Source organism: Ruegeria sp. P8 (genome assembly GCF_056534665.1).
Map to the genome: position 1 here is coordinate 541,651 of NZ_JBQERC010000001.1, position 20,899 is coordinate 562,549.

The 20,899-nt window shown below is 57.2% G+C and carries 21 protein-coding genes and 2 tRNA genes; 5 read left to right on the top strand and 18 right to left on the bottom strand.

The features are described 5' to 3' along the window. Positions 1–2: 2 nt before the first annotated feature. The 8 genes from ACR0BZ_RS02670 to ACR0BZ_RS02705 form a co-directional block, all read right to left on the bottom strand. Positions 3–1,100: a M56 family metallopeptidase gene (locus tag ACR0BZ_RS02670; RefSeq protein ID WP_480919381.1), complete on the bottom strand. Its 1,098-nt coding sequence runs from the start codon at positions 1,098–1,100 to the stop codon at positions 3–5. Then, complete coding sequence (locus ACR0BZ_RS02675) at positions 1,087–1,482, bottom strand: BlaI/MecI/CopY family transcriptional regulator (RefSeq protein WP_209504337.1); 396 nt, start codon at positions 1,480–1,482, stop codon at positions 1,087–1,089. The genes ACR0BZ_RS02670 and ACR0BZ_RS02675 overlap by 14 nt, the downstream gene beginning before the upstream one ends. 65 nt (positions 1,483–1,547) lie before the next feature. Next, the gene (locus ACR0BZ_RS02680) at positions 1,548–1,952 is read right to left on the bottom strand and encodes a DUF2160 domain-containing protein (protein ID WP_480583453.1); all 405 of its coding nucleotides are present in this window, start codon (positions 1,950–1,952) and stop codon (positions 1,548–1,550) included. 8 nt (positions 1,953–1,960) lie between these two features. Then, positions 1,961–2,758 carry a carbohydrate ABC transporter permease gene (locus ACR0BZ_RS02685; RefSeq protein ID WP_155139158.1) on the bottom strand — a complete coding sequence of 266 codons (798 nt, stop codon included), beginning with the start codon at positions 2,756–2,758 and terminating at the stop codon, positions 1,961–1,963. Continuing rightward, on the bottom strand, positions 2,755–3,618 hold the full coding sequence (locus ACR0BZ_RS02690) for a carbohydrate ABC transporter permease (protein WP_209595792.1): 864 nt from the start codon (positions 3,616–3,618) through the stop codon (positions 2,755–2,757). The genes ACR0BZ_RS02685 and ACR0BZ_RS02690 overlap by 4 nt, the downstream gene beginning before the upstream one ends. Beyond that, the gene (locus tag ACR0BZ_RS02695) at positions 3,615–4,691 is read right to left on the bottom strand and encodes an ABC transporter ATP-binding protein (protein ID WP_480919382.1); all 1,077 of its coding nucleotides are present in this window, start codon (positions 4,689–4,691) and stop codon (positions 3,615–3,617) included. The genes ACR0BZ_RS02690 and ACR0BZ_RS02695 overlap by 4 nt, the downstream gene beginning before the upstream one ends. 1 nt (position 4,692) lies before the next feature. After that, positions 4,693–5,742: an ABC transporter ATP-binding protein gene (locus tag ACR0BZ_RS02700; protein WP_480919383.1), complete on the bottom strand. Its 1,050-nt coding sequence runs from the start codon at positions 5,740–5,742 to the stop codon at positions 4,693–4,695. Positions 5,743–5,804: 62 nt separating this feature from the next. Further along, positions 5,805–7,544 (bottom strand): ABC transporter substrate-binding protein, encoded by a 1,740-nt coding sequence (locus tag ACR0BZ_RS02705; protein WP_480481601.1) that lies wholly within the window; start codon positions 7,542–7,544, stop codon positions 5,805–5,807. 464 nt (positions 7,545–8,008) lie between these two features. Here ACR0BZ_RS02705 and ACR0BZ_RS02710 point away from each other — a divergent pair, with 464 nt between their 5' ends. Beyond that, positions 8,009–8,791, top strand: a complete 783-nt coding sequence (locus ACR0BZ_RS02710) for a DeoR/GlpR family DNA-binding transcription regulator (protein ID WP_480919384.1) — start codon at positions 8,009–8,011, stop codon at positions 8,789–8,791. Positions 8,792–8,856: 65 nt separating this feature from the next. On the opposite strand, the gene ACR0BZ_RS02715 is transcribed toward ACR0BZ_RS02710, so the two are convergent. The 6 genes from ACR0BZ_RS02715 to ACR0BZ_RS02740 all read right to left on the bottom strand — a co-directional run bounded on the left by ACR0BZ_RS02715 (position 8,857) and on the right by ACR0BZ_RS02740 (position 13,735). Next, positions 8,857–8,931, bottom strand: a tRNA-Glu gene (locus ACR0BZ_RS02715). Positions 8,932–8,957: 26 nt separating this feature from the next. After that, positions 8,958–9,032 (bottom strand) — tRNA-Glu (locus ACR0BZ_RS02720). A 98-nt stretch (positions 9,033–9,130) separates the two neighbouring features. Then, complete coding sequence (gene recJ / locus ACR0BZ_RS02725) at positions 9,131–10,873, bottom strand: single-stranded-DNA-specific exonuclease RecJ (protein WP_480919385.1); 1,743 nt, start codon at positions 10,871–10,873, stop codon at positions 9,131–9,133. Positions 10,874–10,966: 93 nt separating this feature from the next. After that, positions 10,967–11,950, bottom strand: a complete 984-nt coding sequence (gene glpX, locus ACR0BZ_RS02730; RefSeq protein ID WP_209504329.1) for a class II fructose-bisphosphatase — start codon at positions 11,948–11,950, stop codon at positions 10,967–10,969. A 69-nt stretch (positions 11,951–12,019) separates the two neighbouring features. Then, the gene (locus tag ACR0BZ_RS02735; protein ID WP_267366139.1) at positions 12,020–13,306 is read right to left on the bottom strand and encodes a homoserine dehydrogenase; all 1,287 of its coding nucleotides are present in this window, start codon (positions 13,304–13,306) and stop codon (positions 12,020–12,022) included. 126 nt (positions 13,307–13,432) lie between these two features. Then, positions 13,433–13,735 carry a hypothetical protein gene (locus ACR0BZ_RS02740; RefSeq protein WP_480919386.1) on the bottom strand — a complete coding sequence of 101 codons (303 nt, stop codon included), beginning with the start codon at positions 13,733–13,735 and terminating at the stop codon, positions 13,433–13,435. Between the two features lie 48 nt (positions 13,736–13,783). On the opposite strand from ACR0BZ_RS02740, the gene ACR0BZ_RS02745 reads away from it, so the two are divergent. After that, positions 13,784–14,371, top strand: coding sequence for a TetR/AcrR family transcriptional regulator (locus ACR0BZ_RS02745; protein ID WP_267366137.1), 588 nt, complete (start codon positions 13,784–13,786; stop codon positions 14,369–14,371). Positions 14,372–14,392: 21 nt separating this feature from the next. On the opposite strand, the gene ACR0BZ_RS02750 is transcribed toward ACR0BZ_RS02745, so the two are convergent. Then, positions 14,393–15,304 carry a pirin family protein gene (locus tag ACR0BZ_RS02750; RefSeq protein ID WP_480557372.1) on the bottom strand — a complete coding sequence of 304 codons (912 nt, stop codon included), beginning with the start codon at positions 15,302–15,304 and terminating at the stop codon, positions 14,393–14,395. Between the two features lie 157 nt (positions 15,305–15,461). Here ACR0BZ_RS02750 and ACR0BZ_RS02755 point away from each other — a divergent pair, with 157 nt between their 5' ends. Next, positions 15,462–15,941, top strand: a complete 480-nt coding sequence (locus ACR0BZ_RS02755) for a hypothetical protein (RefSeq protein ID WP_480486079.1) — start codon at positions 15,462–15,464, stop codon at positions 15,939–15,941. On the opposite strand, the gene ACR0BZ_RS02760 is transcribed toward ACR0BZ_RS02755, so the two are convergent. From ACR0BZ_RS02760 to ACR0BZ_RS02770, 3 genes are read right to left on the bottom strand one after another with little or no spacing between them, the layout of a single operon-like run. Continuing rightward, positions 15,903–16,499, bottom strand: coding sequence for a TadE/TadG family type IV pilus assembly protein (locus ACR0BZ_RS02760; protein WP_480481591.1), 597 nt, complete (start codon positions 16,497–16,499; stop codon positions 15,903–15,905). The genes ACR0BZ_RS02755 and ACR0BZ_RS02760 overlap by 39 nt on opposite strands. A 4-nt stretch (positions 16,500–16,503) precedes the next feature. Further along, entirely contained in the window at positions 16,504–17,034 is a 531-nt protein-coding gene (locus ACR0BZ_RS02765; RefSeq protein WP_480481589.1) for a TadE/TadG family type IV pilus assembly protein, read from the bottom strand. Beyond that, entirely contained in the window at positions 17,031–18,668 is a 1,638-nt protein-coding gene (locus ACR0BZ_RS02770; RefSeq protein ID WP_480481587.1) for a pilus assembly protein TadG-related protein, read from the bottom strand. Before ACR0BZ_RS02770 ends, ACR0BZ_RS02765 begins: the two co-directional genes overlap by 4 nt. 335 nt (positions 18,669–19,003) lie before the next feature. Between ACR0BZ_RS02770 and ACR0BZ_RS02775 the strand changes: the two genes are divergently transcribed. Together ACR0BZ_RS02775 and ACR0BZ_RS02780 are read left to right on the top strand one after the other, a co-directional pair. Continuing rightward, the gene (locus tag ACR0BZ_RS02775; protein WP_480622374.1) at positions 19,004–20,434 is read left to right on the top strand and encodes a Glu/Leu/Phe/Val family dehydrogenase; all 1,431 of its coding nucleotides are present in this window, start codon (positions 19,004–19,006) and stop codon (positions 20,432–20,434) included. 129 nt (positions 20,435–20,563) lie between these two features. After that, positions 20,564–20,899, top strand: coding sequence for a hypothetical protein (locus ACR0BZ_RS02780; protein WP_480919387.1), 336 nt, complete (start codon positions 20,564–20,566; stop codon positions 20,897–20,899).

Here is a 20,899-nt window from a genome sequence, read left to right on the forward strand (position 1 = left end):
GGTCAGTTCCCCTGATTGCGCGCTTCCAGCCGTTCTAGGTTGACCACTGTCGACAGCATCAGGCGGTCATGGCTCCAATCCCGTGTCTGCTGGATTGAGGCCGACCCCAGAGCCAAAAGCGCACCAAATATCAGCGTCATTCCAAGGAACACTGCCGGTAGGGCAGGTACCGATGGCTGAACATCGGTCAGCGCGATTACACGTTGCCGCAACACGCGTTTTGCCTTGCCGCCAGTCACAAAAGCAACATTCAGAACGCGTGGGCTGTTGGTTGAGATTGTCCGGGCGCAATAGTCCAGCAGGCACGCCGTGTATTCCCGCGCATCAATCCGTTTGCGCGCAACAACCGACTGGTCGCAGGCCAACTCGCGCAGCCGGCCGAACTGATACTTGAGCATCAGATAGGCGGGGTTCCAGAACAACAGCGGACGCAGCAGCTCAAACCCCAGTTCCCATTCGACGTCACCCGTACGGATATGCTGAAACTCGTGGGCAAGTGCAAAACGCAACTCGCGCGGGGTGTCCAGCAGATGGCTGGGCAGAACGACGTGGCGGCGGCGAAGTCCTCGCACGGCAAAGGGCACAGTGATGCGATCGGACAGTCGAATATCCACCTTGGCGGACCGCCGCCAAAGAAAACTGGAATTGACAGTCTGACGGATCGTCATTGCGTCCCGCAAGGCACGCGCGGCGTACACGGCTGCGATACAGGCAAGTATGGCGGTAACGAGGGTGATCACGGGCTGTTGCCCGGACAATGCCAGATCAACCCATCTTTCGCGGGTGTTCAGCAATGCTTCGAACTGCGTGGCAGGCATTGCGATGTCGCCGCGCAGATAGGCTGCAACAGCGATATCGCCAAGGGCCACGGCACTGCCCGGCCATGCGTAAGTCGCCAGCGACGAAACGCCAACGGCCAGAAACGGACTGGCAAGGACACAGATGCACAGGGTCTTAAGCGCCCGCAACTGTGCGACATAGCCGTTGCGCAGGGCGGTGCGGCTTAGGGCTGTGCGGGTCACCAGCCAGATGACCGCCGAAAAGGCCAGCACGATGTTAAGTTCGATAAATGCGTCGAGAACCGGTCTAACCGCTGTCATTTTGCAGTCTCCTCTCTACCAGTGCTCGAATTTCCTCCAGGTCGGCTTCGCTCAGCCCCGCGTCGTCGACCAGCCTCGCCACCAGTGTGGCGGGGGTGTCGTCGAAAAGCGTGCGCGACAGATTTTGCAGCGAACGGGCCTGATATCTGTCCTTTTCCAGAAGAGGTGTGTAGATCAGGGTTTTTCCAGATTTGTGACTTTCCACAAAACCCTTCTCATCCAGAATGCGCAGGATCGTGGCCCCGGATGTATAGGCCAGGTTGCGTTCTGATGGCAGGCGGTCCAGGACATCACGCACCGAGCCTTGCCCGAGGGCCCAGAGCTCGTTCATGAACTCCAGTTCGACCTCGGTCAGCAGATTTGTTGTCTTTTTCTTTCGCATCGGTCTCGGTGTCGTCATCGTTAGTATGCCTGACAGACAAGCATCCTTTCGCGATTTCTCAAAGTCTAAACTTTCCAGAAAACAAAAACGCCCCAGCCAATGGACAGGAACAGCGGTGTCCAGACGGGTTGCCCGACCAATCCAAGCCACGCCAGGAAAATATATGCGGCCCCCAGAAGGGTGATGAACAGGCGATCCCCCAGCGTGGTTGTTAGCCCCAGAACCCCGCGCCGTTCAATTCCGTCGCGGAATTTGAAGCCTTCCAGCAAGCCAATGCATGCAATGGCCGAGAAGATACCGACAAACACGGCCAGCGTGGCAGGTGTCCATGCCATCCAGAAATCAGGCCAAAGGGGGTCCGTCCACGAGAACCCTTTTTCGGCTTCCTGTCCGACATTGCCCCATCCGGCCTTGGCCTGGGCAAAGGCTGTTGAGGGCAGGAAGGGGAGGGTGAGAAGCAGTTTTCGCATGTAGAACCTCACACACGTCCCATCGCGAAGCCACGCGCGATGTAGTTGCGAACAAACCAGATGACAATGGCACCGGGGATGATGGTCAGGGTGCCCGCGGCGGCCAGCAGACCCAATTCGTACCCGGCACTGGATGCTGTACGGGTCATCACGGCAGCGATCGGTTTGGCCTCGACCGCGGTCAGGGTCTTGGCCAGCAGCATTTCCACCCATGAGAACATGAAGCAGAAGAATGCCGCGACACCGACACCTGCCTTGATGTTGGGCAGGAAGATTGTCACGAAGAAGCGCGGGAACGAATATCCATCCACATAGGCGGTTTCATCCAGCTCCTTTGGGATGCCACGCATGAAACCTTCCAGAATCCACACCGCCAGCGGCACGTTGAACAGTGTATGGGCCAAAGCCACGGCCAGATAGGTGTCGAAAAGGTGGATCGATGAATAGAGCTGGAAAAACGGCAGGGCGAACACCGCCGCTGGGGCCATGCGGTTGGTCAACAGCCAAAAGAACAGTTGCTTGTCCCCGAGGAACCGATAGCGCGAGAAGGCGTAAGCCGCAGGCAGGGCAACGCAGACGGAAAGTACTGTGTTCAGAGTCACATAGGTGATCGAGTTGATGTAACCCCAGTACCAGGTTGGGTCTGTGAAGATTGTAATATAGTTTTCCAGCGTAAAAGTCTGGGGAAACAGGGAAAAGCCCGACAGGATCTCGTTCGTTGTCTTGAAGGACATCGCCACCAGCCAATAGATCGGCAGCATCAGGAACGCGATATAGAGGATCGGGATGATGGACCGCTTTTTCATTCTGCGTCGTCCTTTGTCATCAGAGTGTAGAAGAGCCACGACACCAGCAGCGTGATGGCGAAGTAGATCAGGCTCATCGCTGCCGCCGGGCCAAGGTCGAACTGCCCCAGTGCGATCTTCACAAGGTCAATCGACAGCAGGGTGGTCGAGTTGCCGGGACCGCCGCCGGTCAGCACGAATGGCTCAGTATAGATGTTGAAGCTGTCCATAAACCGCAGCAGAACAGCGATGGTCAGAACCGTCTTCATCTTGGGCAACTGGATATAGCGGAACACCGACCACGGGCTGGCGCCGTCGATCTTGGCGGCCTGATAATAGGCGTCGGGAATCGACACGAGGCCAGCATAGCACAGCAGCACGACCAGCGACGTCCAGTGCCACACATCCATGACGATGACGGTGATCCAGGCCGAAAGCGGCTGTTGCGTCATGTCATAGTTGATGCCCAGCACGTCATTCAGGAAATATCCCAGCAATCCGATTTTGGGCAGAGTGAAGATGTTCCACATCGAACCCACAACGTTCCATGGGATCAACATCGGCAAAGCCATCAGCACCAAACAGACCGGCACCCAAAAGCCCTTGCGCGGCATAGACAGGGCAACGATGATGCCCAAGGGCACCTCGATCAGCAGGATCAGGAAGGTAAACAGGAATTGCCGTCCAAGTGCTGCCTGAAAACGGTCGGATCGCAGGATCTGTTCGAACCAGCCCAAACCTTCCCAGAAGAACTGGTTGTTGCCGAAGGTTTCCTGCACCGAGTAGTTGACCACCGTCATCATGGGCACCAGCGCGTTGAACGCCACCAGTGCAAGAACGGGCAGGACAAAGAACCATGCTTTTTGGTTTTCCGTTCTCATTGCGCCCGCTCCTGAGTTGCAATCCAGCCGTCGCGGTAGACGCGGGATTGTTCGGGTTTGAATTGCAAAAAGACCTGTGATCCCGGTTCCGGTACACTGTGTTCGGTCACGACCTTGAGGGCGGTGTTGCCGACCACTGCGCTGACCACATAGTGGCGGCCGATATCGGCGACCTTGGTCACATGCGCCAGAATGCCAGTGTCGCCGAAACCAACATATTCCGGGCGGATACCCAGATCGGTGCGTCCGCCGTTACCATGGGTGGGACCTTCCAGCATGACCTCGTGCCCTTCAAAAACGGCGCGGTCGCCTTTGGCTTCACATGGAAGGACATTCATGCCCGGCGAGCCGATGAAATGGCCGACAAATGTGTGCTGGGGCCGTTCAAACAATTCGACAGGTGTTCCGATCTGAACCACTTCACCGTCTTGCATTACCACCACCTCGTCGGCGAAGGTCAGCGCCTCGGTCTGGTCGTGTGTCACGTAGATCATGGTTGCCTGCACGCGCTGATGCAGCTCTTTCAGCTTGGAGCGCAGTTTCCATTTCAGGTGCGGGTCGATCACGGTCAGCGGTTCATCAAACATCACCGCATTCACGTCGTCGCGAACAAGGCCGCGACCCATCGAGATCTTCTGTTTGTTGTCCGGGCTCAGACCTGACGCGCGGGTGTTCAGCATGTCCGTGACGTCCAGCATCTCGGCGATTTCCAGAACGCGACGCTTGATGGTTTCGGCGTCGACACCCCGGTTCTTCAACGGGAAGGCCAGGTTTTCGCCCACGGTCATCGTGTCGTAGATCACCGGGAACTGAAAGACCTGCGCGATGTTGCGTTGGTTCGGGGGCAGGGCGGTGACGTCCTGATCATCGAACATTATCCGACCTTCCGAGGGGGTAAGAAGACCGGATATGATGTTCAGCAGCGTGGACTTGCCACAACCTGATGGCCCCAACAGCGCATAGGCCCCGCCATCGCGCCACGTGACGTCGATTTCCTTCAGCGCATAGTCCTCGGGGCCTTTTGGTGACGGCATATAGCTGTGTCGGAGGCTTGAAAGCTTGATCTGTGCCATGTCAGGCCACCCTTTTGCCGTCTTGGCTGAAGTACCGGCAATGCGCCGGGTTCATGTAGAAACTGTGATCTTCGCCGACCTGATAGGGATGCACACCAGCGGCGAGTGAAACCCAGGCTTCATCACCATGCTGGAAATGCGCGCTGGAATCCGAACCTGACAGTTCGGTCACGATCACACGTCCGGTCAGTTCGACATCGGCGTCAGACGTACGAAATGGCGTCACGCGATGAGGGCGCACGGCGACCATATATTCCCCGTCGGACATGCCCGAGGCTGCCCAGCCGACATTGCCTGCCAATTGCGCCCGGGCGCTGGAAACAGTGATACGGGCCACATTGATAGGCGGGTCCGAGAATACACGCGCCGCGGCGATGTTTTCCGGATTGCGATAGATTTCGGTGGTTGGGCCGAACTGGGTCACGCGGCCGTCTTCCATCAGCGCGGTGTAGCCTCCCAGCAGCAATGCCTCTTCAGGCTCCGAGGTGGCGTAGACAACGACGGCCCCGCGACCAGCGAACAGATCGGGCAGTTGTTCGCGCAACTCTTCGCGCAGTTTATAATCAAGGTTCGCAAGCGGCTCATCAAGGAAGACGGCGCGGCTTTCCTTTGCGATGGCACGCGCCAGCGCGGTTCGTTGTTGTTGCCCGCCCGACAGCTCGTGTGGGCGGCGGTGCAGCATGGGGCGCAGTTGCAGCAGATCGGCGGCCTCTTCCACGCGGCCATCGATTTCCGATTTAGCCATGCCAGCCACGCGCAGGGGCGAGGCGATATTGTCGAATACGGTCATATGCGGGTAGTTCACGAAGAACTGGTGCACCAGGCTGATCTGCCGCTTTTGCGTGTTCAACCGTGTCACGTCCTGCCCGTCCATCAGGACCTTGCCTGAGGCGATCGGGTCCAACCCGGCCATCATTTTGATCAGTGACGTTTTTCCGGAACCTGTCGCGCCCAATAGCACGTTGAAATGGCCGGTTTGCAGCGTCAGGTTGGTTGGCTTGATATGGATGACGTTGCCGACCCGTTTGGTCGCGTCTTGAAGTTCAATCATCTGGGAAACTCGCGGGGCATTCAGGGGTAGGCCGGACTTAAGCCCGGCCTACGATGTTGCTTTTACTGGGATTGCCAGCGCTTAACCAGTTCGTCATAGTTGACGGTCTGGCCCTGCGGCTTTTCGTTCTCCAGCTTGGCCTTGGGCGAACCCGCTTTTTCCAGCCAGAAAGATGGGTCCTGCGGCTCGTTCAGGCGTGGACCGCAGCCGCCGTAGACACCGGCGCTTTCATCCGCGGCCTGCATACGGGCCATGGTGATGTCCATCTCTTCGGCCAGACGGTCCATCGCCTCTTGCGGGGTGAAGGCGCCCGAGTTCACGTCACCGATCTGCTGCCACCAGATCTGGGCCAGCTTTGGATAGTCCGGTACGTTGATGCCGGTTGGCGACCATGCCACGCGGTCAGGCGAGCGATAGAATTCGACCAGGCCACCCAGCTTGGATGCGCGTTCGGTGAACGACTCGTGGTTGACCGAGCTGTCGCGGATGAAGGTCAGACCCACATGGGACTTCTTCACATCAACAGTCTTGGACGTCACGAACTGGGCATAAAGCCAGGCTGCCTGCGCACGATCCGAGGGGGTCGATTTCAGGAACGTCCAGGAACCCACGTCCTGATAGCCAACCTTCTGACCTTCTTCCCAGTAGGGGCCGTGCGGGCTGGGCGCCATCCGCCACAGCGGAGTGCCTTCGTCATCCACGGTGTTGTTGCCTTCGGACTTCGGCTTCACCATGTCGGCGGTAAAGGCGGTGTACCAGAAAATCTGCTGGGCCACGTTGCCTTGGCTCAGTGCCGGCAGCGACTGATAGAAGTCATAAGACGCCGCACCCGGAGGCGCGTAGGCCCGCAGCCATTCGTCCCATTTGCGGATCGCATAGACCGCAGCCGGACCGTTTGCAGCACCACCGCGCGACACCGAGGCGCCGACCGGGTTACAGGTGCCCGCTTCCATGCGGATGCCCCATTCGTCAACCGGAATACCGTTCGGCTCGCCCTTGTCACCAGCACCGGCCATCGAAAGCCAGGCGTCGGTCATGCGCCAGCCAAGGTCGGGCGCGCGCTTGCCGTAATCCATGTGGCCGTAGATCGCCACGCCGTCGACTTCTTTCACGTCATTGGTGAAGAACTCGGCGATGTCTTCATAGGCCGACCAGTTGACCGGAACGCCCAGATCATAGCCGTATTTCTCTTTGAACGCGGCCTTGTTGGCCTCGTCATCGAACCAGTCCTTGCGGAACCAGTAAAGGTTCGCAAACTGCTGGTCGGGAAGCTGATACAGCTTGCCGTCCGGCCCGGTGGTGAACTGAATGCCCATGAAGTCATCCAGATCGATTGTCGGCGAGGTTGTCGCCGCCCAGTCGCCGCCCATCATGTCGGTCAGCGGATAGGCCAGTTGCAGACGCGAGTGGGTACCAATCAGGTCACTGTCGTTGACATAGCCGTCATACAGGTTCCGACCTGTCTGCATCTGGGTCTGAACAGCCTGGACCACTTCGCCTTCGCCAAGGATCTGGTGATTGACCTTGATGCCGGTGATTTCTTCAAACGCCTTTGTCAGAACCTCCGACTCGTAGGAATGCGTCGGAATGCCTTCGGACAGGACGTTGATTTCCATGCCAGCGTAGGGCTGTGCAGCTTGGATAAACCATTGCATCTCGGCCATTTGTTCGTCTTTCGACAAGGTCGATGGCTGGAATTCGTCGTCGATCCAACGTTGTGCTGCGGCTTCGTCGGCCCAAGCGGACCCGTGCCCCGCAATGACGGCAGCCGCCGCCACTGCGGAAAGTAGATGTCTCCGCATCTGTCTCCTCCCAAAAATTATGGTTCTCCGGCGGGAACCGGATGCAGAACAGCATCAGCGATTTTTTGCGTACGTGTCAAACTAAATTTTTAGTAATTGACGTTCAGGCATTCCGAAGCCGCGTGAATTGAATTTGTTTCCATCACTGGAGATGATTGTAAATATCTAATTTCGTTATCGAAATTTATTAATTTCCCCGCGTGGAAAATAGGGAAATCCACTGAGACCCATTGCGAGCGAGAGATGACACCAGGCACGTTGAATTGCACTCGCGTTGCGTGAGGCACAGGCACTGAGTGAGAATTTAGGTGAACCAGCATCCCAGATGATTGGTGTTGAAACTCAGTACTTACTTGCTACCAAACGGTTCCGTCAAAAATCCGGATGTGGCAATGCGGATGTAGCACGGCCTTGCCGTACACGGTAATCCGTGTCCATATATGGAAAATTTCCGGAGCCAGGTCGTGAAAAAGAATACCGTCAACACCCATCGCGAGCTGGAGTTGCTTGATGCCCTCAGACGTTTGGGTGGAACGGCCCGGAATTCGGATTTGGCGAATATGCTCGGCGTATCCGAAGAGACGGTGCGCCGAACGATCAAAGCCTTGTCAAAGGCGGGTACAGTCGAACGCGTTCATGGCGGAGCTTACCTTGCCGGAGTGCAGGGCGCCCCCAACTTCTTTCACCGGATATCACAAGACGCTGATGAAAAGCGTTTGATCGCCGGGCATACCGCGAAACTGGTTCGCGATCAGATGACCGTTTTCCTGGATGTGGGATCGACAACCGCCTTCGTCGCAGAAGAGCTGCGACAGGTCAGCAACCTCACGGTTGTCAGCAACTCCATCGGTGTCGTTCAGACCTTGGCCGGGGTCAACGGAAACCGGGTGCACCTTTTGGGGGGTGAGTTGCAGATCGATGAAAGGGGGACGTTTGGTCACGTCACCCACAAGCAGCTGCAACGCTATGCCTTTGACATCGTGATCCTGAGCACGGACGCGATTTCAGACAGCAAAGGGTTTCTGTATCACAGCGCGGTCGAAGCGGATCTTGCATCGGTGGTGGTCAGGTGTGCGGACCAGGTTGTCATGGCTGCAGCACATTCCAAGTTTGGTGAAAGGGCACCTTATGTGGGGCCGGATCCTCGGCTGGTGCATTCGCTGGTCACGGATGCTGTGCCAAAGGGTGGGGTGGCCAGATTCCTTGACCGTTGGGGCATCGAAATTCAGATCGCTGATGACAGCTAGGTTGCTGTTTCCAGGCGCGGCCCGGATGATCTTGCTGCTTTGGGATGGAAGAAGCTAAGGAAGAGTGGCAGCCCGTAGGGGAATCGAACCCCTCTTTCCAGGTTGAAAACCTGGCGTCCTAACCGATAGACGAACGGGCCACTTGGTATAAGGTCACAAGCGCAAATGGCAGCCCGTAGGGGAATCGAACCCCTCTTTCCAGGTTGAAAACCTGGCGTCCTAACCGATAGACGAACGGGCCACGCTGGCTTGTGGAGGGCCTTTTACGGTTTCGCCGTGACCCCCGCAAGCGTAAAAACGCAGGGACGGGAAAGTTTTTTAGCACACCAAAGCCGCGTGTTAACGGGCTTCTGCCGCGTCCTCCAGCCTGAGCTGCACAGTTTGGCGCCCGCCCCAGGTGTTGACCTCTAGTCGACCCGCAAAATGAAAGCGCGCACCGCCGTGATTTGACAGTTTTTCGCCCATTGGCCCATCAAAAGCACCAAAGGCAATCGCATCCAGCGCGCCGCCCATTCCATCGGTCAGCGACAGTTTCAGATGCGATTCACCGACCCGTTTTGCAAAGCGAACCTGCAGGTCAGGCAACGCATAGCGCGGGGCAGGGGCTCCGGCACCAAACGGTCCGGCCTGTTCGATCAGCTCGATCAGATCCACGGTTGCTGCACCGGGCATCAATGCGCCATCCAGTTTCAAATCCGCAGGTCCACCCTGGCCCGCCCCTTGTCTGGCCAGCAGCTCGCTCAGGCGCTCCATTGCGGGTTCCAGTTGATCGCGCATGACGGTCAAACCCGCGGCCATCTTGTGGCCGCCTCCTTTGACCAGCAACCCTTCGGCCGCCAGACGCTGGATCGAAGCCCCAAGATCGACGCCGGAAACCGAGCGGCCCGAACCCTTGCCTTCATCCCCGTCAAAGCCGATCACAATTGCGGGTCGATTGGCCGTCTCCTTCAGCCGAGAGGCCACGATACCAACGACACCGGGGTGCCAGCCTTCGCCTGCCGCCCAGACCAAAGGGGCGTCCAAGCCACGCGCCTCGGCCTGCGCCAGCGCGGCGGCACGCACCGCGTTTTCAATGTCACGGCGCTCAGTGTTCAAGGCATCCAGACGTTCGGACAACGCCTGCGCCTCTTGCTGGGAATCGGTGCTCAGCAAGCGCGCGCCCAGATCGGCCTGACCGATCCGGCCACCGGCATTCACGCGGGGCCCAAGCAGAAACCCGAGGTGATAACTGTTCGGCGCGGTATCCATGCGCGAGATATCGGACAGCGCGACAAGGCCGGGGCGCTGCCGCTGTGCCATCACTTTCAGCCCCTGTCGCACCAGGGCGCGGTTGGCCTCGATCAGTGGTGCCACATCGGCAACGGTCGCCAGGGCCACCAGATCCAGAAGGGCCATCAGGTCCGGTCCCCTTGCGCCCGCGTCACGCAGCTGCCGACCGGCCTCGACCAGCATCAGGAACACAACGCCCGCCGCGCAAAGATAACCAAGATCGCCGCTTTCATCCTGTCGATTTGGGTTCACCACTGCGACGCAATCGGGCAGCGTCTCGCCCCCCAGATGGTGGTCCAGAACGATCACATCCGCCCCCGTAGCCGCCGCAATCGGATTATGGCTGAGCGTGCCGCAATCAACGCAGATGATCAGATCATGCGTAGCCGCAAGCTCCTGCATCGCGGGAACGTTGGGGCCATACCCTTCGTCGATCCGGTCCGGCACATAAAGCGTCGCCTGCACGCTCATCTGCCGCAGCCAGACCAGCAGCAACGCGGCAGAGCTGCCGCCATCGACATCGTAATCCGCAAACACCGCAATTTTCTGACGATTGCGGACGGCTTCCAGAAAGCGCGTGGCGGCAACTTCCATATCCTTGATGGCCCGCGGATCAGGCAGCAGTTCCTTCAGCTTTGGGTCAAGAAAGCCGGGCGCCTCCGATACCGGCACGCCGCGCCGGGCCAGAACCTGGCAAACGGCACGGGGCAGGTCGGTTTGTTGCGCCATCATCTCGGCCGCCCGCTCAATCTCAGGGCTGGGTCCAACCCAAAGCCGTCCCGTCAGTGATTGCTCGACTCCAAGAAAACTCATTGCTCGCCTCTCATGCGCCAAGGCCGGACCCTTGCGGACCCGGCCTCTTCACCTTTTCAGAAATACTCTCGCCGAAGGCAACGGCGCAAGCCGTTATGTGTTGTCATGCGGCCATGTCGGCGTGCGGTAGGACATGCGGCGCACCGACCCGGTCTTGGACCGCATCAGCAGCGTCGTGGTTTCCACCCAGCCGGGCTCGCGCTTGATCCGGGGCAGCAAAGAGCCACCGGTCACGCCGGTGGCGGCAAAGATCACATCCGCCGTCACCATCTCATCGCGTGCATAAACACGGTCCAGATCGGTGATACCTGCCTTTGCGGCCCGGCCACGTTCGTCATCGTTACGGAACAACAGGCGACCAAAGATCTGCCCACCCATACATTTCAGCGCAGCGGCGGCCAGCACACCCTCGGGCGCGCCACCCTGGCCCATATACATGTCGATGCCGGTTACTTCGCTTTCAGCGCAATGCATGACACCCGCCACGTCACCATCAGTGATCAGACGGATTGCGGCACCGGTTTCGCGCACTTCGGCAATCATCGCTTCGTGGCGCGGGCGTTCCAGAATGCAGACGGTGATGTCGGCGGCTTTACATCCCTTGGCCGTGGCCAGCGCTTCGACACGCTCGCGTGGCGACATGTCCAGATTGACGACACCTTCAGGCAGCCCCGGGCCAACCGCCAGTTTGTCCATGTACACATCCGGCGCGTGCAGCATCGAGCCACGCGGGCCCATGGCGATGACGGTCAGTGCGTTCGGCATGTCCTTGGCAGTCAGCGTGGTGCCTTCCAGCGGATCCAATGCAATATCCACACCGGGGCCATTGCCGGTGCCAACCTCTTCGCCGATATACAGCATCGGCGCCTCATCGCGCTCGCCCTCACCGATGACAACGACACCTGCGATATCCAGCAGGTTCAGCTGTTCGCGCATTGCGTTCACAGCGGCCTGATCCGCGGCTTTCTCATCGCCCCGGCCTACCAGCGAAGCCGAGGCCAGTGCAGCCTGTTCCGCCACCCTGGCCAGCCCCAGAGACAGCAGGCGGTCATTGAAATCGGTCTTGGCAGCACTCATGTTTCTGTATCCTCTGGTCAGTATAGCCGTGTCTTCCGGCATAGCTTGCGTTTCATGCAGGCCGCAAGGTCAAACCGCTTCAATCCGCAATGCAACGGGGTCGCCTGCGACCACATCGGTTTCGCGGAAACCCTCCAACGCGACGTCCAGCGCCGTTCGGGTGGTCTTATGGGTGACGATCAGTACAGGCGCTGTGCTTTCGGCATGAGCGTATTGGCGCATCCGGTCGATTGACACCCCGGCATTGCCCAGAATGGCCGCAACCTTGGCCAATGCACCAGGTTTATCCAGCAGGCCCAGCCGCAGATAATACGGCGCCGGTCGACCGGTGACGGCGGGAACTGCGGTTTCAAGCGTGGTGGCTGGGCGGCCAAAGGTCGGGATTTGTAGTCCGCGCGCCAGATCGCAGACATCGCCCATCACGGCGCTGGCTGTCGGACCTTCACCCGCGCCGGGGCCGCGCAGAACAACCTGCTCAACCGCGTCGCCTTCGATCACGACCATATTGGTGCCGCCTTCCAGCTGGCCCAGTGGCGAGTCGCTGGGTACCAGGCAAGGCTGCATGCGTTGCTCCAGCCCGCGCGCGGTGCGCTGCGCCACGCCAAGCAATTTAATGCGAAAACCCATGTCTTCGGCCTGATCAATGTCGTCCAGGCTGATCTGCTGAATACCCTCAATCTCGATCCCGTCGAAATTCGGCTTGGTCCCAAACGCAATCGAGGATAGCAGAGCCAGCTTGTGCGCAGCGTCGATACCTCCAACATCCAGATTGGGGTCGGCCTCAAGGTATCCCAATTCGGCGCATTCATCGAAAAGGGCATTGTAGCCCTGACGCTGCGATTGCATCCGGGTAAGGATGTAGTTGCACGTTCCGTTCATGACACCCATCACGCGGGTGATCTCGTTGCCCGCCAGACCTTCGGTCAGGGACTTGATCACCGGGATACCACCAGCGACAGCGGCCTCAAACCGGATCACACGACCGGCGGCCTCGGCCTTTTCAGCCAGTTCCTGCCCGTGGATGGCCAGCAACGCCTTGTTGGCGGTGACCACATCCTTGCCACTGGCCAATGCTGCTTCGACCGAGGCTTTGGCAGGACCGTTCTCGCCACCCATCAATTCGACGTAAACGTCTATGTCGTCGCGTTTTGCCAGTGCAACCGGATCGGTTTCCCAGGCATAATCCGACAGATTCACGCCACGGTCCTTGTTCGGGTCGCGCGCGGATACAGCCACGATTTCAATCGAACGGCCTGTGCGGGCCTGCAACAATTCTGCATGGCGGCGGACGATCTTGACGACACCCACGCCGACCGTTCCCAAGCCCGCAATTCCCAGCCGCAGTGCCTGTGTCATGTCGTGGGTCCTTTTCCGCTCGAATTTTTCTGGTGTCGGATGCTAGTCCAATCAGCGCTGCCTTAGCGGGTTCAGGCCAAGGGTGCAATCCGTCACCGGGGGATAGTGGGGGTGATTTATGACGCGTCAGTTGGTTTGCGCGTTTTGTAGCGCCTGCGCCTTTTGGGCTAAAGCATTGCTGCGTTGGGTCAGATCGTCTTCGACTGCTGCTGCCTGATGGATCGGGTCCACCGGTGGCCCTAAGGTTTCCTGCAACGGAATAAGGCGCGGGTAGGGGGCGGATCTGACTGCAGCCGGTTCGCTGCCTTCCAACTCGGGAATGTCCGCACAGGCGGCGCAAAATAGAATAAGGGGCAAAACAGGCAGCAGTTTCATGTCGCAGGCTTTTCGGTCTTTGTTGCCCCATTGTGATGCACGTTTTGACGACATCGTTCAAGCGGGGTTCTATATGAACATCTGTTCATATACTGTAGACCCATGGCACGCACTCAAGGCTCACATTCCGACATAACCGGCCCACGTATCCGCAAGGCCGCGCTGCACCTGTTTGCGCGCTATGGGTATGCCGCTGTCTCGATGCGGCAGATCGCAAAAGAGGTCGGCGTACAGGCAGGCGCGCTTTATAACTATACGCCCGACAAACAGAGCCTTTTGCACCGGTTGATGCGCGAACACATGCAGGACCTGCTTGAGGCGCTTGATGCAATGGGCCGTTGCGACGATGCTGAAGACGCCTTGCGCCAGTTTATCGGCTTTCACATCCGCTTCCATTTGCAGCGCCCGGACGAAGTTTTCATCGCCTATATGGAGTTGCGCAATCTTTCGCCCGAAAACTTTGCTGAAATCGAAGACTTGCGGCGCCAATACGAAAACGTGCTGGAAAGCATCCTGGATTCAGGGCAGCAGGCCGGACAATTCGCAATTTCGGACACGAAGATTGCAACGCTGGCCGTGATTGCCATGCTTAACGGCGTGATGACCTGGTACCGTTCGGGCGGTCGCCTGTCACTGGACGAAGTCGAAGAGATCTATTGGAACATGGTGCACAAGGCCGTGACGGCCTGACAGGGTCAAACCGTCACGCTGTTAGTGCGCGGGGTGAATGAACGTGCCATTGCGCAGCTCGCGAAATGCCTGTTCCAGTTCGGCCCGCGTGTTCATCACGATGGGGCCATGCCACGCGACGGGTTCGTTGATCGGAGCCCCAGAGATCAGCAGGAACCGCACACCTTGGGGGCCAGCCTGAACGGTGATTTCATCGCCCGTGCCAAAACGGACAAGCGTGCGATCCCCTGACATGTCGCGGATATTGACCTCTTGCCCGGCGATTTCCTTTTCCAACAGCACACCTGTCGGCTGCGAGGCATCGGCAAAGGCGGCCTGACCCTGAAACACATAGGCGAAGGCACGGCGGTACGTATCGATCCGGAGGGTTTTCTTCACACCTGCCGGGACAGAGATATCCAGATACTGCGGGTCAGCAGCTATCCCGTCAACGGGTCCGGTCTTACCCCAGAACTCACCTACGATCACCCGCACTGTGGTGCCATCGTCATCGGTGATTTCGGGGATGTCCTTGCTTTGAACGTCCTGATAGCGCGGGGCGGTCATCTTCTGATCCGAGGGCAGGTTGCCCCACAACTGGAAGCCGTGCATCTGGCCCGAGATGTTGCCGCTTGGCATTTCCTGATGCAAGATACCGGATCCTGCGGTCATCCATTGCACATCACCGGCGCCAAGCGTGCCGGTGTTACCCAGCGAATCCGAATGCTCGACTGAGCCGGTCAGAACGTAAGTGATCGTTTCAATTCCCCGGTGCGGGTGCCAGGGAAACCCGGCCTGGTAATCCTGCGGGCGTTCATTTCTGAAATCATCGAACAGCAGAAAAGGATCCAGTTCGGACGGATCCTGAAACCCGAATGCACGGTGAAGTTTGACACCAGCCCCTTCCATTGTGGGGATGGCTTTGCGTGTTTCCAACGTCGGTCTAAGGGACATGTTCGCCTCCGTTTCATCCGGGCAGCATGTAATCTCTGCGCCACGGCAGTCAATTCGCATGAAATAACCGGACCTGTGCGAAATTGTTTTGCGGCCAAGCCTCTGTTGTTTCCGGCGCAAAATGGCTAGATCGAAGCGGATCAGACAGGAGACATCCATGCAGGACGACGTGTTGGCAACGATTCAGGCCTCATCCCCCAGACGATGGACCGGGGTAGGGATGCTGACAACGGTTGGAATGCTGGTTACCTATGTCGCGCTGGCATCGCCACCCGCACCGGTTTGGCAGGTGTTTCTGTTTTTCGTTGGCGGTGCATCGCTTTGGCTGGCGCTTCGCGTTTGGCGCGCCACAGAAGACTGTATCGAACTGACGCGGACCGAGTTGCGAACGGGGTCGGGTCAGATCATCGCAGAAGTGGCCGACATTGAAACGGTAGATCGGGGTGTGTTCGCCTTCAAACCGTCAAACGGCTTTCTGGTCCGTACGCGAAACAAGGCGGCGAACCGCTGGGCTCCGGGATTGTGGTGGCGGGTTGGTCACCGGGTTGGCGTGGGCGGCATGACATCTGCCGCCGAAGCCAAGTTCATGTCCGAAATTCTATCCGCTATTTGTGCAGACGAACGGGGTCTGGGTTAAGTTACAAGCAACTTCGTTTGTAAAGCGGGGACGGGTAAAGATGAAGTTCTCAAAGGTGATACCTGTCGCAAAATCCCAGCCCGGTCGGAACGTGGGGATGTATTCATTGGACGTTTCAACCAGAATAACGGTGTCCTGATTGGGCATTGGCGGCAGGCGGTCTTCGATTTCATCGATCCTGTTGTCATCCCATTCCTGATCAAAGCCGCGTACGGTCGACCAGCGCACATAATGGCGTTTATCGTCCTCATCGTAAACGATAAGAGAAACCCGCATTTTCACGTCTGACCGGTTATTGATCATCTTGCCCGCCAAATCGTGCAACGAGTCGATATACACATCGGTCACGGCCTGCGTTTCACGCGAAATCAGGTCGCTGATCGTATAAGCTGCCTTCAGATTGGATGCGCTTTGACGAAACCCCTCGAATGCTGTGAACGTGAACGTAATCGTCCATAACATCAGCGGAAAAATCATGAGGGCTTCTACGGTCAGAATGCCACTTTCGTCTTTCTTGAAGACTTTGAAGCGCTTCTTCAGGTTTCGGAATACAGACATGATCTTACAGTGGCTCCTGTACGAATGCTGTTGTTGCGGTCACCGCGTAGTGACCGGTAGCGTCCGGGACAAGCTTGGCAATGGCTGAGGTCTCAAGAACCGGATCTATGCGCAAACAGGCCCGCAAGATCATCAACTCGTTGGATTGCCCGCTTTTGAAATCCAGAACCGGTTTGGGATCTTCGGAACTGTCCGTGCAGGGGATGCTGTCTGAAAGCACGATACCAGCGAACGCGTCCTGCTTGACCATTTGCAGTCGCAAATTCCCTGTACAATCCTTGATTCCGGACACTTCGCAAATCCGATTTCTGATTACGTCGTGATCCCAGTTCGTACCGGTGCCCAGCCGAATATCCCTTACGATCAGGTCCACCCCACGCTCCAAAGCAGCATGCCGCATCGTGATGATGGACAGTTCGGCTCCTGCCACGAGAAGCGCCAGGAAGAAGGGTACGAGCATGATGAACTCGATTGTCGCATTGCCTGCCTCGGATTGTCGAAATAGGCGGAGCATCGACAGCTTTCTGCTGATCATTGGGTTAGCCTCAGCTTGCGGATCGACGATGCGATGGATTCAAAGGCTTTCTCAAGGTTCAGGCCACTTACGTCATAGACGTGGCTGTCAGAGCTGGCACAGTCTTTGAGGGTCCTGTACCCGCTTCTGGGCGCCTCGAACGCGATACCGTAAACGATGATGCCCTGATCCTTGGCCGCATCACAAATGTGCTTGGTGCGCTGGTTCTTGGCCGACGTTTCAACTTTCGCGTAGGCCTTTGAATACCATTCCGCCCAACCGCTGGACTGCCAGTAATAGTTGTACCGTGCGTTCCATGCCAATGATACTCGGTTAAACAGTTCAGGATATGACAACCGAACGGCTGTTCCAGGTTCTTCGTTCAGCTGCGTCTCAGGTTCCGGGTTTCCGTAGGGATGATCCGCCCAAACGTCTTGCTGAGGCCAGAAAAAATTCGGACGACCCTGAGAATGGTACACGGTGTATTCATCAGCTTCCGGGTTGTACCAAACGTCTGACATACCTTCGCGCAGCGATGGGTTAAGCATGTATTGATCGGTGTTCTGACCATCGGTCATAACAATGGCGATCTTCAGAACGTCGGTGCCATAGTCCGAGGGACGGACCGAGAATTTTGATGGCACAATTGTTGTACCTGCATAGGATGGATCCTGTTCCAGCGACAGGTCGCGAACAATTCCGCGCATGCTCGGGTCCAGCAGGGCAGTTCCCCACTTCATCCCAATATCGATCGACGTGTTCCCACCGGGGGTGAGGGACGCAATCTGAGCAAGCAGTTTGTTCATATTGTCGGTGACAGGGGTGATTGCACTTCCTGCGCGGACCGGACAAACGGGCAGGTCGATTGACCCTTCAGAATAGGTGAAAGGATCGAAATGGGCGGTGCGCTCCAACGTGTCATCGCGTTCCAGATCAGAATCGCTGTACTGTTCCGGAATGAAGTTTACGCAGTGCGAATAGCTGTGCTCCTGCGTGACATTTGTGAACTTGTCCAGGATTGGCGCACCCGCGTTGACCTGCGTTGCATAAGGAACAATCGAGATTGAAATCTGTGTTTCGTCAGGTTTGTCCAGCATGAGCCTTACAAATTCCGACGCAGCTTCTCTCAACACTGCGATTTTTGTTTTCGATGGTGTGGCAGACGAGCGCGACATAGAGCCGGAAATGTCGAGAACCAACGAGATTTCTACAGCGCCAATGGATTCTTCAGCCGCACTGCTGGCAACAAGGCCCAGTTCAGTGACTTTGCCGAACCTCAGATAGCGGGTCGGAACAACCGCTTCGGCTGTAGCACTTACTTTTTTAGAGCCGAACCCTTCAACAACCGTCGTAATGGCGTTCAGATTGCCCAGCCCGGCCTTGTCCATGTAAGAATCGACAACCGCTTTGGCAGGAAGATCCTGGTCAAGGTCAGCGGCAGCAAGCACAGCGCGGTCCAGGGTGGATTGCAGGCTGGCGCGGTCACGCTCATACTTCATGACATCCATGGCCATGCCGGTAATTGCCAGCATCAGGACCACCATGAACAATACGAAGATAGTGAAGACGCCATCTTCGTTCCGAGCGAACTGCTCTAACTTGAACGTTTTGCGCTTCGGTTTCGAGCCGTCGTTACAAAGCAAGGAATTTAGCATTCTGGTTACTCCGCCTCACACGTCGAATTCGTGCGTCAAAGAAAAAGAGATTTGGGACAAAGTTAATTTTCAAACGTGGCGTGAATTGGGCGAAAAAGGCTTGGTTTTGGCCTTTTTACGCGCCGAAGGGGTATAATTTGGACCGTTTCAGGTGATCTGTCGATGAAATGAAAACAATTCGTTAAGGAGTTGGCCGATCTGAGCGACTCACCCTAGGGCAACTAAGCGTGCGTTCATAAAATGATTAAAAAAAGTGCATTGTTTGATTGCAGCAGGCCGCCAGTGGTGCGACAAAACGTCGTGACGCATCGTCATGTACCGCTACGGAGGATTTTATGACCGGCATCAAAGAACCCAGCTTTCGTGAAAGTGTTGACCTGATGTTCAACAGGGCAGCCGCCCTTATGGAGCTGCCGCCGGGGTTGGAGCAAAAGATCCGTGTCTGCAACGCAACCTACACAGTTCGATTTGGCGTGCGGCTGCGTGGTGAAATCCATACCTTCACTGGTTACAGGTCTGTCCACTCGGAGCATATGGAACCGGTCAAGGGCGGTATTCGATATGCCACTGCGGTTAACCAGGACGAAGTCGAAGCTCTGGCTGCGCTGATGACGTATAAGTGCGCACTTGTCGAAACACCGTTTGGTGGCTCCAAGGGTGGGCTTTGCATTGATCCACGAGAATATGAAGAGCATGAGCTGGAACAGATCACGCGGCGATTTGCGTATGAGCTTGCAAAGCGAGACCTGATAAACCCTTCGCAAAACGTGCCCGCGCCCGATATGGGCACCGGTGAACGTGAGATGGCCTGGATCGCCGACCAATACGCGCGGATGAACACAACGGACATCAACGCGCGCGCGTGTGTCACCGGCAAGCCCTTGAATGCAGGCGGCATTGCCGGGCGGGTCGAGGCGACCGGACGTGGCATCCAATATGCGCTGCGCGAGTTTTTCCGCCACCCTGAAGACATTGAGAAAGCAGGTTTGTCGGGCAAACTGGATGGTAAGCGCATTATCGTGCAGGGGCTTGGCAATGTAGGTTATCACGCAGCCAAGTTCCTGAGCGAGGAAGATGGCGCGCGCATCACCGGAATCATCGAATGGGACGGTGCACTATTTAATCCCGACGGCATTGACGTCGAAGCCGTGCGGCAGTGGATTGTCAAACACGGCGGCGTAAAAGACTATCCCGATGCGACCCATTCCGCTGAAAGTGCAGCAGTGATGGAGGCCGAATGCGACATTCTGATCCCGGCGGCTTTGGAGGGTGTTATTAACCTGTCGAACGCCGATCGGATCAAGGCGCCGCTGATTATCGAAGCTGCCAATGGTCCGGTTACCGCTGGCGCGGATGAAGTCCTGCGTAAGAAGGGCACAGTGATCATCCCCGACATGTATGCCAACGCAGGCGGTGTGACAGTATCCTATTTCGAATGGGTCAAGAACCTTAGCCATATTCGCTTTGGCCGGATGCAGCGTCGTCAGGAAGAGTCGCGTCACGAACTGATCGTCAGCGAGTTGGAAAGGCTGGACCGGTACCTGGGCGATGCATGGTCGATGTCGCCGGACTTTAAGGCCAAGTACCTCAAAGGTGCGGATGAGCTTGAGCTGGTGCGCTCGGGTCTCGATGACACAATGCGCATTGCTTATCAGTCGATGCGTGAGGTTTGGCACAGCCGTGATGATGTCGAGGACCTGCGTACGGCGGCTTATATCGTGGCGATTGACCGTGTTGCGAAAAGCTACCGTGCCAAAGGTCTCTAATGTGATTTCGGGTGGCCGTGTTCGGCCACCCGCTTGTCCGCATTCCCCGGTGATGTGGAAAAAACGATTGTGGAAGGTCTCGGCTCGCGTCGTTAAACTGACGCTCAGAAACGATTCAGGGAGCTCCCTATGTTACGTATCGCTATCACCGCAGCTTTGCTGGCTACGCCTTTGGCGGCAGCGGAATCCAAAGAACAAAGTTGTGGATATCAGGCAGATGTTGTCAGGGCGATCCAGAAAGCACGGCTGGATCGCGTAAAAGAAGAGGATGTTGCGAGCGCAATCGCTTCTACGAGCCCGACTTGGCCAGCGGGTTACAACGCTGCGATCCCACATTTGACTTCCTGGGTATTCCAACAAAAGAAACGAGATCTGCGAAAAAATGATCTCAGTGAGATCATGTACCAACAATGCGTGGACAACTGGGATCAAGTTCAGGCAATAAAAAACAACCTCAACAATTGA